Source organism: Streptomyces sp. NPDC049970, assembly GCF_040660235.1.
GTDB lineage: Bacteria > Actinomycetota > Actinomycetes > Streptomycetales > Streptomycetaceae > Streptomyces.
In genome coordinates this window covers 199,827-211,780 of sequence record NZ_JBFALP010000007.1, presented here as the reverse complement: position 1 = coordinate 211,780, position 11,954 = coordinate 199,827, and the positions used below count along the sequence as shown (strand labels likewise).

Annotated in this window: 12 protein-coding genes; 1 reads left to right on the top strand and 11 read right to left on the bottom strand. The window is 71.2% G+C overall.

The genetic code is table 11. The features are described 5' to 3' along the window. Together AB0I83_RS16090 and pyrR are read right to left on the bottom strand one after the other, a co-directional pair. Positions 1-1,017, bottom strand: coding sequence for an aspartate carbamoyltransferase catalytic subunit (locus tag AB0I83_RS16090; RefSeq protein ID WP_356536004.1), 1,017 nt, complete (start codon positions 1,015-1,017; stop codon positions 1-3). Between the two features lie 91 nt (positions 1,018-1,108). Then, positions 1,109-1,693 carry a bifunctional pyr operon transcriptional regulator/uracil phosphoribosyltransferase PyrR gene (gene pyrR / locus AB0I83_RS16085; RefSeq protein ID WP_356536005.1) on the bottom strand — a complete coding sequence of 195 codons (585 nt, stop codon included), beginning with the start codon at positions 1,691-1,693 and terminating at the stop codon, positions 1,109-1,111. A 220-nt stretch (positions 1,694-1,913) separates the two neighbouring features. On the opposite strand from pyrR, the gene bldD reads away from it, so the two are divergent. Continuing rightward, entirely contained in the window at positions 1,914-2,414 is a 501-nt protein-coding gene (gene bldD / locus AB0I83_RS16080) for a transcriptional regulator BldD (protein WP_014157378.1), read from the top strand. A 228-nt stretch (positions 2,415-2,642) separates the two neighbouring features. Here the strand turns inward: bldD and nusB are convergent, their stop codons facing one another. The 9 genes from nusB to mltG all read right to left on the bottom strand — a co-directional run bounded on the left by nusB (position 2,643) and on the right by mltG (position 11,878). Next, the gene (gene nusB / locus AB0I83_RS16075; RefSeq protein ID WP_356536006.1) at positions 2,643-3,077 is read right to left on the bottom strand and encodes a transcription antitermination factor NusB; all 435 of its coding nucleotides are present in this window, start codon (positions 3,075-3,077) and stop codon (positions 2,643-2,645) included. Between the two features lie 2 nt (positions 3,078-3,079). Beyond that, on the bottom strand, positions 3,080-3,646 hold the full coding sequence (efp, locus tag AB0I83_RS16070; protein WP_356536007.1) for an elongation factor P: 567 nt from the start codon (positions 3,644-3,646) through the stop codon (positions 3,080-3,082). 75 nt (positions 3,647-3,721) lie between these two features. Next, complete coding sequence (locus tag AB0I83_RS16065; protein WP_356536008.1) at positions 3,722-4,828, bottom strand: aminopeptidase P family protein; 1,107 nt, start codon at positions 4,826-4,828, stop codon at positions 3,722-3,724. Between the two features lie 69 nt (positions 4,829-4,897). Next, positions 4,898-5,731, bottom strand: coding sequence for a Pro-rich N-terminal domain-containing protein (locus tag AB0I83_RS16060; protein ID WP_363304977.1), 834 nt, complete (start codon positions 5,729-5,731; stop codon positions 4,898-4,900). 107 nt (positions 5,732-5,838) lie between these two features. Then, positions 5,839-6,282, bottom strand: a complete 444-nt coding sequence (aroQ, locus tag AB0I83_RS16055; protein WP_356536010.1) for a type II 3-dehydroquinate dehydratase — start codon at positions 6,280-6,282, stop codon at positions 5,839-5,841. Beyond that, positions 6,279-7,925: a 3-dehydroquinate synthase gene (aroB, locus tag AB0I83_RS16050; RefSeq protein WP_363304976.1), complete on the bottom strand. Its 1,647-nt coding sequence runs from the start codon at positions 7,923-7,925 to the stop codon at positions 6,279-6,281. The genes aroQ and aroB overlap by 4 nt, the downstream gene beginning before the upstream one ends. Then, positions 7,922-9,106: a chorismate synthase gene (gene aroC / locus AB0I83_RS16045; protein WP_363304975.1), complete on the bottom strand. Its 1,185-nt coding sequence runs from the start codon at positions 9,104-9,106 to the stop codon at positions 7,922-7,924. Before aroC ends, aroB begins: the two co-directional genes overlap by 4 nt. Before the next feature lie 160 nt (positions 9,107-9,266). Next, on the bottom strand, positions 9,267-10,103 hold the full coding sequence (locus AB0I83_RS16040; RefSeq protein ID WP_363304974.1) for a shikimate dehydrogenase: 837 nt from the start codon (positions 10,101-10,103) through the stop codon (positions 9,267-9,269). Next, complete coding sequence (gene mltG / locus AB0I83_RS16035) at positions 10,100-11,878, bottom strand: endolytic transglycosylase MltG (RefSeq protein ID WP_363304973.1); 1,779 nt, start codon at positions 11,876-11,878, stop codon at positions 10,100-10,102. The genes AB0I83_RS16040 and mltG overlap by 4 nt, the downstream gene beginning before the upstream one ends. Positions 11,879-11,954: the final 76 nt, after the last annotated feature.

Sequence of the window (11,954 nt, the reverse complement as noted above, 5' to 3'; positions counted from 1 at the left end):
TTACTTGTTCTCCTCGGTACGGGCGGCGGCGGAGGTCAGGGCGGTCTCGGAGCCGCCCATCAGCAGGTACAGGACGGCCATACGGGTGGAGACACCGTTCGCGACCTGCTCGACCGCCGTGCAGCGGTCCGAGTCCGCGACCTCGGCGGTGATCTCCATCCCGCGGACCATCGGGCCGGGGTGCATGACGATGGAGTGCTCGGGCATCCGGGCCATGCGTTCGCCGTCCAGGCCGTAGCGGCGGGAGTACTCGCGCTCGGTCGGGAAGTAGGCGGCGTTCATGCGCTCACGCTGCACACGGAGCATCATCACCGCGTCCGACTTCGGCAGCACGTCGTCGAGGCGGTAGCTGACGTCGCAGGGCCACTGCTCCACGCCGACCGGCACCAGGGTGGGCGGGGCCACCAGGGTGACGTGCGCGCCGAGCGTGTGCAGCAGGTGGACGTTGGAGCGGGCCACCCGGCTGTGCAGGATGTCGCCGACGATCGTGATCCGGCGGCCTTCCAGGTCCCGGCCGATCCCGGCGTCGTGGCCGACCAGCCTGCGGCGCATCGTGAACGCGTCCAGCAGTGCCTGGGTGGGGTGCTCGTGCGTACCGTCACCGGCGTTGACGACGGCGCTGTTGATCCAGCCGGACGTCGCGAGGCGGTACGGGGCTCCGGACGCGCCGTGCCGGATCACGACGGCGTCCGCCCCCATGGCCTCCAGCGTCAGGGCGGTGTCCTTGAGCGACTCGCCCTTGGAGACCGACGAGCCCTTCGCGGAGAAGTTGATGACGTCGGCGGAGAGCCGCTTGGCCGCGGCCTCGAACGAGATACGGGTCCGTGTCGAGTCCTCGAAGAACAGGTTGACGACGGTACGGCCGCGCAGGGTGGGAAGCTTCTTGATCGGCCGGTCCGCGACCCGGGCCATCTCCTCGGCGGTGTCGAGGATCAGGACGGCGTCGTCGCGGGTGAGGTCTGCGGCCGAGATGAGGTGACGGGGAGTCCGGGGGGATTCCCCGGGAGGACGCAGCATCTGGGATCTCCGTGAGGGTGGAGGAATCAGGCGAACGGGCGTGCGGAAGCAGCCGGGCGGCCGGTGAGGCGCGCGTGGGAGCGGACCGCGGCTACTGCTCGCCCGTCGGGGCGGTCTGCTTGACGCCGAGCAGCACGGCGTCGCGGCCGTCCTCCTCGGAGAGCTGGACCCGGACCGTCTCCCGCAGCGACGTGGGGAGGTTCCTGCCGACGTAGTCGGCGCGGATCGGGAGTTCGCGGTGGCCGCGGTCGACCAGGACGGCGAGCTGCACGGCGCGGGGGCGGCCGATGTCGCCGAGGGCGTCGAGCGCCGCGCGGATCGTGCGGCCGGAGAAGAGCACGTCGTCGACCAGGACGACGAGCGCGCCCTCGATGCCCTCACCGGGGATCTCCGTGCGTGCCAGGGCACGTGCGGGGCGCATACGGAGGTCGTCGCGGTACATCGTGATGTCGAGTGACCCGACCGGCGTCTTCCGGCCGGTGATCTCCTCGAGTTTCCCGGCGAGCCGACGGGCCAGGAAGACCCCGCGGGTCGGGATGCCGAGCAGCACCACGTCGTCGGCGCCCTTGGCGCGTTCGACGATCTCGTGGGCGATTCGGGTCAGGGCCCGTGCGATGTCGGGAGCCTCGAGAACGGGGCGTGCCGCATTGCCGGTGTGGTCATGCTGTGCGTCCATAAGAAACGGACCTCCTTCTCCGCCTCACTGGACGGACGTTAAAGGACGTCGAAATTGCGTCATCCACGTTACCAGGGCTTGCGCGAGCCCCCGGCCCCGCCCCCAGGAGGTGGCACTGCGGACCTCTCGGCTTGACGCAGCCAAGTAACGCTGCGTAACCTCACAGTGAGTTACCAGCCACGCGGCCCAGCCGCGAACGTTCCAGCGTCCGGGGAGCCTTATGTCCAGCGAATACGCAAAGCAGCTCGGGGCCAAGCTCCGCGCCATCCGCACCCAGCAGGGCCTCTCCCTCCACGGCGTGGAGGAGAAGTCGCAGGGCCGCTGGAAGGCCGTCGTGGTCGGTTCCTACGAGCGCGGCGACCGCGCCGTGACCGTTCAGCGCCTTGCCGAGCTGGCCGACTTCTACGGCGTCCCGGTCCAGGAGCTCCTGCCCGGCACGACGCCCGGCGGTGCCGCCGAGCCGCCGCCGAAGCTGGTCCTCGACCTGGAGCGCCTCGCCCACGTGCCGCCGGAGAAGGCGGGTCCGCTCCAGCGCTACGCGGCGACCATCCAGAGCCAGCGCGGCGACTACAACGGCAAGGTGCTCTCGATCCGCCAGGACGACCTGCGCACCCTGGCCGTGATCTACGACCAGTCGCCTTCCGTGCTCACGGAGCAGCTGATCAGCTGGGGCGTGCTGGACGCGGACGCGCGCCGCGCGGTGGCCCACGACGAGGGCTGACCAGCCTCCGCAGAAACGTACCGCCGGGTCGGCGGGGGTCCTCAGGGAACCCCGCCGGTCCGGCTTTTCCGTGCCAGGACCGGTCCTGGCGGCCGACGCGGTCCTGGCGGCCGACGCCGGGACCGAGGACCGGCTCTGGCAGCAGAACGCCGGGACCGGGAACGCCGAAGGGCCCACGGCCGGGTGATCGGCCGTGGGCCCTTCGTTCGGCTCAACGCCGCCGGACCACTACTGCTGCTCCCGGCGGAGATTCGGCTTGAGGTCCTTGAACCGGGCCAGCAGGCCGTTCACGAAGGCCGGGGAGTCGTCGGTGGAGAACTCCTTAGCGAGCTGGACCGCCTCGTCGATCACCACGGCGTCGGGGGTCGCGTCCATCCAGATCAGCTCGTACGCGCCGAGCCGCAGGATGCTCCGGTCGACGACCGGCATGCGGTCGATCTCCCAGTCCACCGCGTAGGTGACGATGAGGTCGTCGATGCGGTCCGCGTACTCCGCGTACCCCTCGACCAGCTCCATCGTGAACTCACCGACCGGGGGCTGACGGTCGTCGGTCCGCGAGAGCCTCACCCAGTCCGCGAGGACCGTCTGCACGGACTCACCGCGCTGGTCGGCCTCGAAAAGGATCTGGAAGGCGCGCTTGCGGGCCTTGTTCCGGGCAGCCACGGTTAGCTGTTCACCCGGCCGAGGTAGTCGCCCGTACGGGTGTCGACCTTGATCTTCTCGCCGGTGGAGATGAAGAGCGGGACACCGATCTCGTAACCGGTCTCCAGGGTGGCGGGCTTGGTGCCGCCGGTGGAGCGGTCGCCCTGGACGCCCGGGTCGGTGTGCTGGATGGTCAGCTCGACCGCGGCGGGCAGCTCGACGTAGAGCACCTCGCCCTCGTGCTGGGCGACGGAGGCGGTGAAGCCCTCGATCAGGAAGTTGGCGGAGTTGCCGACGGCCTTGCGGTCGACCATGAGCTGGTCGTACGTGTTCATGTCCATGAAGACGAAGTACTCGCCGTCCATGTACGAGAACTGCATGTCCCGGCGGTCGATGGTGGCCGTTTCGACCTTCACACCGGCGTTGAACGTCTTGTCGACGACCTTGCCGGACAGCACGTTCTTGAGCTTGGTGCGCACGAAGGCGGGGCCCTTGCCGGGCTTGACGTGCTGGAACTCGACGACGGACCAGAGCTGGCCTCCGTCGAGCTTGAGCACCAGGCCGTTCTTGAGGTCGTTCGTGGAAGCCACGGTTGCGGAATCTCCTGGACTGAAGCTGGTGGACGACCGAGGACGCGCGCCCGGGAGTATCCGTGAGGAGTTCCCCTAGAGCGCGAGCAGCTCCTTGGTCGTAATGGTGAGTAGCTCGGGTCCGCCGTCCGCCTCGGGGCGCACGACGAGCGTGTCATCGATCCGGACACCGCCCCGGCCCGGGAGGTGGACCCCCGGTTCGACGGTGACCGGCACACAAGCGTCCAGTTTACCCATGGCTGTCGGTGCCAACTGCGGGTCCTCGTCGATTTCGAGCCCGACCCCGTGCCCGGTGCTCTCCGGGAGGCCCTCCGAATGACCGGCCGAGTCCAGGAGATGGCGGGCCGCACGGTCCACGTCACGGTAGGCGGCACCGGGTACGAGAGCCTCCCGACCGGCCCGCTGAGCGGCGAAAACGAGGTCGTAGAGCTCGATCTGCCAGTCCGCCGGGCTGGTCCCGATCACGAACGTCCGCCCGATCTCGCAGCGGTATCCGCGATAGCTCGCCCCCAGGCAGACGGAGAGGAAATCGCCCTCCTCGACCCTGCGATCGGAGGGCCGGTGCCGCCCGCGACCCGAGTTGGGGCCGGTCCCGACGGAGGTCGGGAAGGCCGGCCCGTCCGCCCCGTGGTCCACCAGCCGGCGCTCCAGCTCCAGGGCGAGGTGGCGTTCGGTGCGGCCGACCAGGATCGACTCCAGGAGCTCTCCGAGGGCCTGGTCCGTGATCTCGGCGGCGATCCGCAGGCAGGCGAGCTCCTCCTCGTCCTTGACGACCCTCAGCTGCTGCACGGTGGAGCCGAGGTCGGCCAGGCGCAGCCGGGGGGCGACCGAGAGCATGGCGCGGTGCCGGGAGACCGTCAGGTCGTGCTCCTCGACGGCGAGCGAGTCCGCGTCCAGGGAGAGCGCCAGGCCGGCTGCCGCGACGACCGGGTCGCCAGCCGGATCGGGCAGGAGCTCCAGCCGCAGCTGTTCGTCGGGGCGGCCGTGCGCGGGGTCCCCGGCCGGAGCGCGGGGGCAGAGCAGGACGTCCTCGCCGGGGCCGAGCAGCAGCACGGCGCCGGGCGGGGCGACGCCCGCGAGGTAACGGACGTTGGCGGGGTGGGAGACCAGGGCGGCCGCGGACCCGGCGGCGGCGTACCGGTCACGCAGCAGCCCGCGTCGGACGGCGTACAGCTCTGACATGCTTTCGAGCCTACGAGCGCTCGCCGCGGCCCGCCCGGTCAGCGCATCCGACCGGGGGCCGTGCGGCCGCTACCAGGTGGGCGGGCTGGCTATGGAGCGGGCCAGGACGTCGTCGAGGACCCGGGCGGTCGTCTCGACGTCGTAGGTCGAGTTGTCGATGATCGGCAGGCCCGATCCGTACCAGCCGGCCATCCGGCCGTGGATCCGCGCGACCTCCTCGTCGGAGAGCCTGCGGTTCCCGCTGCGGGCCGCGTTGCGCTCCAGGACGACCTCCAGGCCGGGCAGGAGGACGACGGGGAGCAGGCCGGGACCGACGTGGCGCTTCCAGCCGCCGAGGCCGACGACGGGCCGGTCCGGGAACACCGCGTCGTCGAGGATGCAGGAGATGCCGTTGGCGAGGAAGTTGCGTGCGGCGAAGCCGCAGGTGCGCCGGGCCAGGCGGTACTGGGCCTCGGAGTGGTCGTTCCATCCGGCCTGCGGGTCGGCGAAGCCGGAGCACACCCACTCGCGGACGTCGTCGAGCGAGACGTGCGCGGTGGGGACGCGGCGGCGGGCCGCCCAGAGCTTGGCGACCGTGGTCTTGCCCGCTCCGGCGGGGCCGATCAGCAGCACGGCCAGGGTCGCGGCTCCGGTGCCCTGCTCGGCGTGCGGCGCGGGCAGCGGGACGGGGCCGCCGGGCGGCAGCTGGACGTGCCCTGTCGTCTCCCCGGCGGGCGGCACCGGGGCGTGCCTGGGCCCTGGCGGCGCGGGGGGCGCCGGTGCCATGGGAGGCGGCGCGGGGGGCGCCACGGGAGGCGGCGTTCCCGGCCCGCCGGGCCGGTCTGAGTGCTGGGCCTGGTGCGCCCACGGTCCGTCTCCGGGACCCTGGGGTGGCGGCAGCGGGGCCCCCACTGCGTGCTGCATCCGGTGGCACTCCGTCTCGTACAGGCAACTGGCGCTGGTCGACGGCAACCGTACCTTCCCCGGCCGCCACCCGGTGAACGGGCGGGGAAGGTAGGGAGTGCCCGGTTTCAGTCCGTCAGTTCGTCGGCCAGGGCGCGCAGGGCGAGCCGGTAGGAGCCGATCCCGAACCCCGCGACGGTGCCGGTGGCCACCGGGGCGATCACCGAGGTGTGCCGGAACTCCTCGCGTGCGTACGGATTCGAGATGTGCACCTCGATCAGCGGGGCGGTGCGCTGGGCCGCGGCGTCCCGCATTCCGTACGAATAGTGCGTGAAGGCACCAGGGTTGATGACGACCGGGAGCGAGTCGTCGGCCGCCTCGTGCAGCCAGCGGATCAGTTCGCCCTCGTCGTTGGTCTCGCGGACCTCGACGTCGAAGCCGAGCTCCTTGCCGAGGGCCTGGCAGGCGTCGACGAGACCGGCGTAGGAGGTCGCCCCGTACACGTCGGGCTCTCGGGAGCCGAGGCGCCCGAGGTTCGGCCCGTTGAGCACGAGGACCCTGCGGGTGCTCACGCGGAGACCTCACCGTAGGCGGCGAGCAGGACGGCCGGGTCGGGGCCCTCCAGCACGGTGGGCTTGCCGATGCCGTCCAGGACGATGAAGCGCAGCAGGTCGCCGCGGGACTTCTTGTCGACCTTCATGTTCTCCAGCAGCTTGGGCCACTGGTCACCGCGGTAGGTGAGCGGCAGCCCGACCGACTCCAGGACGGCGCGGTGCCGGTCGGCGGTGGCGTCGTCGAGGCGTCCGGCGAGCCGGCCCAGCTCGGCGGCGAAGACCATGCCGACCGAGACCGCCGCGCCGTGACGCCACTTGTAGCGCTCGTTCTTCTCGATGGCGTGGGCCAGTGTGTGCCCGTAGTTGAGGATCTCCCGGAGCCCGGACTCCTTGAGGTCGCTGGAGACGACCTCCGCCTTGACCCGGATGGAGCGCTCGATGAGCTCCGCGGTGTGCGCTCCGGAGGGCGTACGGGCGCCCTGGGGGTCGGCCTCGACCAGGTCCAGGATCACCGGGTCGGCGATGAATCCGGCCTTGATGATCTCGGCCATGCCGGAGACGTAGTCGTTGACCGGCAGCGAGTCCAGGGCCGCGAGGTCGCAGAGCACGCCGGCCGGCGGGTGGAAGGCGCCGACGAGGTTCTTGCCCTCGGCGGTGTTGATGCCGGTCTTGCCGCCCACCGCCGCGTCGACCATCCCGAGCACGGTCGTCGGTACGGCGATCCAGCGGACCCCGCGCAGCCAGGAGGCGGCGACGAAGCCCGCGACGTCGGTGGTGGCTCCGCCGCCCACACCGACGATGACGTCGGTGCGGGTGAAACCGGTCTGGCCGAGCGCCTTCCAGCAGTAGGCGGCGACCTCGACGGTCTTGGCCTCCTCGGCGTTCGGAAGCTGGATCGCGATCGCCTCGTAGCCCTGGGAGGCGAGGTCCTCGCGGACCGCCTCGCCGGTCCCGGCGAGCGCCTCGGGGTGCAGGACGGCGACGCGCTTGGCACGGTCGCCGATGAGGCCCGGCAGCTCGCCGAGCAGCTGTCGGCCGACCAGCACGTCGTACGGGTCGGTGCCCGCCGTCCCGTCGATCCGGATGCGCGTGGTGCCGTTCTCAGTCATGCCTGTGCTCTCCCGGCCGGACGGTACGGGCTCTCCCGTGCGCTCCGGCAGTTCCAGTGCGTCGAGGATCGCCAGGGCGACCTCTTCGGGGGTGCGGTCGTCGGTGGCGACGGTGGCGCGGGCCACCTCCTCGTAGAAGTGGCGCCGGGCGTCCATGAGTTCGCGCCACTGCCGTCGGGGGTTGACCGCGAGGAGGGGACGCGCGGTGTTCAGCCCGACCCTCCGCACGGCCTCGTCCACGTCCATCGAGAGGTAGACGACCGGCAGGCCGGCCAGCAGGGCCCGGGTCCCGTCGTCCAGTACGGCGCCGCCGCCGAGCGCGAGTACGCCCGTGTGCCGGTCCACGGCGGCCCGTACGGCCTCCCGCTCCAGCGCGCGGAAGCGCTCCTCGCCCTCGTCGATGAAGATCTCGGAGATGGCCTTGCCCGCCGTGGCCACGACGTCGGCGTCCGTGTCGCGGTACCCGGTGCCGAGGCGCTCGGCCAGCAGCTCCCCCACGGTGGACTTGCCGACGCCCATCGGGCCGACGAGGACGATCAGTGGCGCGGTCACCGGATCTGGAGGTGGGAGAGGTAGGACTGCACGTTGCGGTGGGTCTCGGGGACGCTGTCGCCGCCGAACTTCTCCGCGACCGCGTCGGCCAGCACCAGGGCGACCATGGCCTCGGCGACGATCCCGGCGGCCGGAACCGCGCAGACGTCCGAGCGCTGGTGGTGGGCCTTGGCGGCCTCGCCGGTCACCACGTCGACCGTGGCGAGCGCCTTGGGCACGGTGGCGATGGGCTTCATCGCGGCGCGGACCCGCAGCAGTTCACCCGTGGTGAGCCCGCCCTCGGTACCGCCTGAACGGCCGGAGGCGCGCTTGATGCCGTGCTCGGTGGCGAGGATCTCGTCGTGCGCCTTGGACCCGGGGACCCGGGCCAGGTCGAAGCCGTCTCCGACCTCGACGCCCTTGATCGCCTGGATACCCATCAGCGCGGCGGCGAGCCGGGCGTCCAGCCTGCGGTCCCAGTGCACGTGCGAGCCGAGCCCGACGGGCACGCCGTACGCGAGGACCTCGACGACTCCGCCGAGGGTGTCGCCGTCCTTGTGGGCCTGGTCGATCTCCGCGACCATCTCCTTGGACGCGTCGGCGTCCAGGCAGCGCACCGGGTCGGCGTCGAGCCGCTCGACGTCGGAGGGCTCGGGGTAGACGCCGTAGGGCGCCTTGGCCGCGGCCAGCTCCACGACGTGGCTGACGATCTCGATGCCCGCCGTCTCCTTGAGGTAGGAGCGGGCCACGGCGCCGAGGGCAACCCGGGCCGCGGTCTCGCGGGCGCTGGCGCGCTCCAGGACCGGCCGGGCCTCGTCGAAGCCGTACTTCTGCATCCCCGCCAGGTCGGCGTGACCGGGCCGGGGGCGGGTCAGCGGGGCGTTGCGGGCCTGGGCGGACAGCACCTCCGGGTCGACCGGGTCGGCCGACATGACCTGCTCCCACTTGGGCCACTCGGTGTTGCCGACCATCACGGCGACGGGCGAGCCCATGGTCAGGCCGTGCCGTACGCCGCCGAGGAAGGTGACCTCGTCCCTCTCGAACTTCATCCGCGCGCCGCGCCCGTAACCGAGCCGTCGCCGGGCGAGGGCGTCCGCCACCATCTCCGTGGTGACCGGGACACCGGCGGGAAGACCCTCCAGCGTCGCCACCAGTGCGGGGCCGTGCGATTCCCCCGCGGTCAGCCAGCGCAACCTGCTCAACGGTGCTCCTCATGCTCGCGCCTGAAACTGCGGCGGCGCGACCGGGTGCGCGGCCCTGGCCCGCCGCCCCCGATCCTCCCATGTCCGGGGGTGCGGTCCGGTCGCCGGTCCATCAGACGGACGTTTCACGGCCTGTCCGGACCACGTCCGCCACCTGTGCCTACCGGCGCTCCCTCGCCGCGAGGGCCCGCTCGCCCGCCGCCCGCATGACGGCGAGGGGTCCCGGGCCGTGTCCGGTCATCTGCTCGACCTGGAGTACGGCCTGGTGGACGAGGAGGTCGAGGCCGCCGACGACGGTTCCCCCGGCCGCCGCCCAGCGGGAGGCGAGCTCGGTCGGCCAGGGCTCGTAGAGCACGTCGAAGAGCGTGCCCGGGGCATCGGGCACCGCGCCGGACAGCGTGTCCGTGGACCCGGCCGGTGTCGTGGCGACGACCAGCGGGGCGTGCAGGGCCCGGTCCGCCGCAGACCAGTCCTCGGTCCGTACGTCGACGCCGAGGCGTTCGCCCCAGCCGCGCATCTCGTCGGCCCGCGCCGCGCTGCGCACATAGGCCGTGACCGGCCCTGTGCAGATCTGGGAGAGTGCCGCCAGCGCGGAGGAGGCCGTGGCGCCGGCGCCGAGGATCGCGGCGGACTCCACCTTCTCCACACCGCGCTCGCGCAGCGCCGCCACCATGCCGGGGATGTCGGTGTTGTCGCCGATCCGCCGGCCGTCCTCGCCGAGCACCACGGTGTTGACCGCCCCGACCGAGGCCGCGGCGTCGCTGATCCCGTCCAGCAGCGGAATGATCGCCCGCTTGAGCGGCATGGTCAGGGAGAGCCCCGCCCAGGAGGAGTCCAGTCCACCGACGAAGCCGGGGAGTGCCGCCTCGTCGACGTCGAAGCGCTCGTACGACCAGCTGTCGAGGCCCAGTGCCGCGTACGCGGCACGGTGCAGGTCGGGCGAGAGGGAGTGGGCGATGGGCGAGCCGAGGACGGCCGCGCGCCGGAGGGTGCTCACTGGTCCGCCTTGTTCTCTTCGTACTCCTTGCGGTTGCGCTCGTGCTCCTCGTTCGTCACGGCGAACAGTGTCTTGTCCTCGGTGACGGAGACGAAGTAGTACCAGGGACCGGACGCGGGGCTGATCGCCGAATGCAGGGCGTCCGCGCCAGGATTGGAGATCGGGCCGAGCGGCAGGCCCTTGATGCTGTACGTGTTGTACGGGTCGTCGATCTTCCGCAGGTCGTCGACGGCGCCCACGTCCAGCGTGCTCTCCGCGCGGATGTAGTTGACCGTCGAGTCGAATTCGAGCCTTCCGACGGTTTCGACGTTGTCCGGCTTGAGCCTGTTGTAGACGACTCTCGCGACCTTGTCGAAGTCGTGCTTGTACTTGCCTTCCTTCTGCACGAGGCTCGCCACGGTGATGACGTCGAGCGGCGACTTCAGATTCAGCTTCTTCGCGTTCTGCTCCAGGTCGAGTTTCCCGTATTCCTTGTTGGCACGGGCGACCATCTTCTTCAACGCGTCCTCGGGCTTCGAGCCCTTGGGGACCGCATACGCGGCCGGGAAGAGGAATCCTTCCAGCGGGTCCTTGACCTGCGGATCGTCATCGGCCCATGCGGGCAGCCCGAGGCTCTGGGCCTTCGTCTTCGCGACGGCGGCGGTGGTGCCCTTCTTGAGTTCAAGCCTCTTGTCGATCGCGGCGTAGACAGCCGTGGTACTCGTGCCCTCGGGAAAGACCAGCGCGTTCTGGCTCTTCGGATCGAGCATCAGAGCCATGGCGCTCTCGCCGGACATCTCCTCCTTCAGGCTGTACACGCCGGCCTGAATGGACTTCCCCTTGTACTTTCCGTTCTGGGCGGAAATGAAGGCACCGGACGACTTCACGACGCCGGCCTTCTTGAGGATGCTCGCGATCTCGTTCCCGTAGGCTCCCTCCGGGATCTCCACCTCGACCGGTCCCTTGCCGCTGCCGACGTAGTCGGGCGCCTCACCGAACTGGCTCTGGTAGTACGAGTAGCCGAAGTAGGCCACCCCGCCGAGGCCGCCGACGAGGACCGCCGCGACGCCGAGACAGGCGCAGCCGTTGCGGTTCTTCTTCTTGCCCTTGCCCCGGCGCTCGCCACCGCCACGCCGGGACCCGCGGGGGTCGTCGTCGTACTCGTCGTCGTCCCCGGAGTCCCCGGAACCCCGCGATCCACGGCCCTGGGCGGGCTCGTCCGCATCCGTGAAGAAAGGATGCGTCTCCTCCTGCGGCGCGTCCGGATCCCAGTCCGGGCTCTGCTGCCGGGGCGCCTCCTCACGGCGGCCCGGGGGCTGCGGCGGGGGGTAGGCCTCGGGGGTGCCGTAGTAGTCGGCCTGTTCCCCGTAACCGCCGGGCTGGTTCTCGCCGTAGGGCGGCTGGGCGTCGTAGGGCATCGCGGGTTGCCGGCCGGTGTCCCAGCCGCCGTCGTACTGCGGCTGCTGCTGCTGTTGCTGTTGCTGCTGCTGCTGTTGCTGTTGCTGTTGCTGTTGCTGCTGGGCGTAGGGGTCCTGCGGAGTGCCGTACTGCTGGTACTCGTGCTGCTGGTACTGCTGCTGCTGCGCGTACGGGTCCTGCGGGTGCTGCGGCTGCTGCGCGTACGGGTCCTGCTGGTAACCCTGCTGGGCGTAGGGGTCCTGCGCGTAGGGCTGCTGCCGGCCGTCGTACTGGCCCTGGCCGTGGGCGGCCTGACGGCCGTCCCATCCCTGGTCCCCGTACAAGGGGTCCTCGGGATGCCACGGTTCGGAGCCGGAGCCCCGGCCATACTCAGTCATCGATCCCCTTGAGCCGCGAGACGACGCTCCGCCTCTTCGCTTGGCTGTGCGGTGTCTGTTCGAACACCGGCGCATC

Coding starts and splice junctions, on each gene's coding strand:
- AB0I83_RS16090 (WP_356536004.1), bottom strand. CDS start 1,017: ATGCTGCGTCCTCCCGGGGAATCCCCCCGGACTCCCCGTCACCTCATC.
- pyrR (WP_356536005.1), bottom strand. CDS start 1,693: ATGGACGCACAGCATGACCACACCGGCAATGCGGCACGCCCCGTTCTC.
- bldD (WP_014157378.1), top strand. CDS start 1,914: ATGTCCAGCGAATACGCAAAGCAGCTCGGGGCCAAGCTCCGCGCCATC.
- AB0I83_RS16065 (WP_356536008.1), bottom strand. CDS start 4,828: ATGTCAGAGCTGTACGCCGTCCGACGCGGGCTGCTGCGTGACCGGTAC.
- AB0I83_RS16060 (WP_363304977.1), bottom strand. CDS start 5,731: ATGCAGCACGCAGTGGGGGCCCCGCTGCCGCCACCCCAGGGTCCCGGA.
- mltG (WP_363304973.1), bottom strand. CDS start 11,878: ATGACTGAGTATGGCCGGGGCTCCGGCTCCGAACCGTGGCATCCCGAG.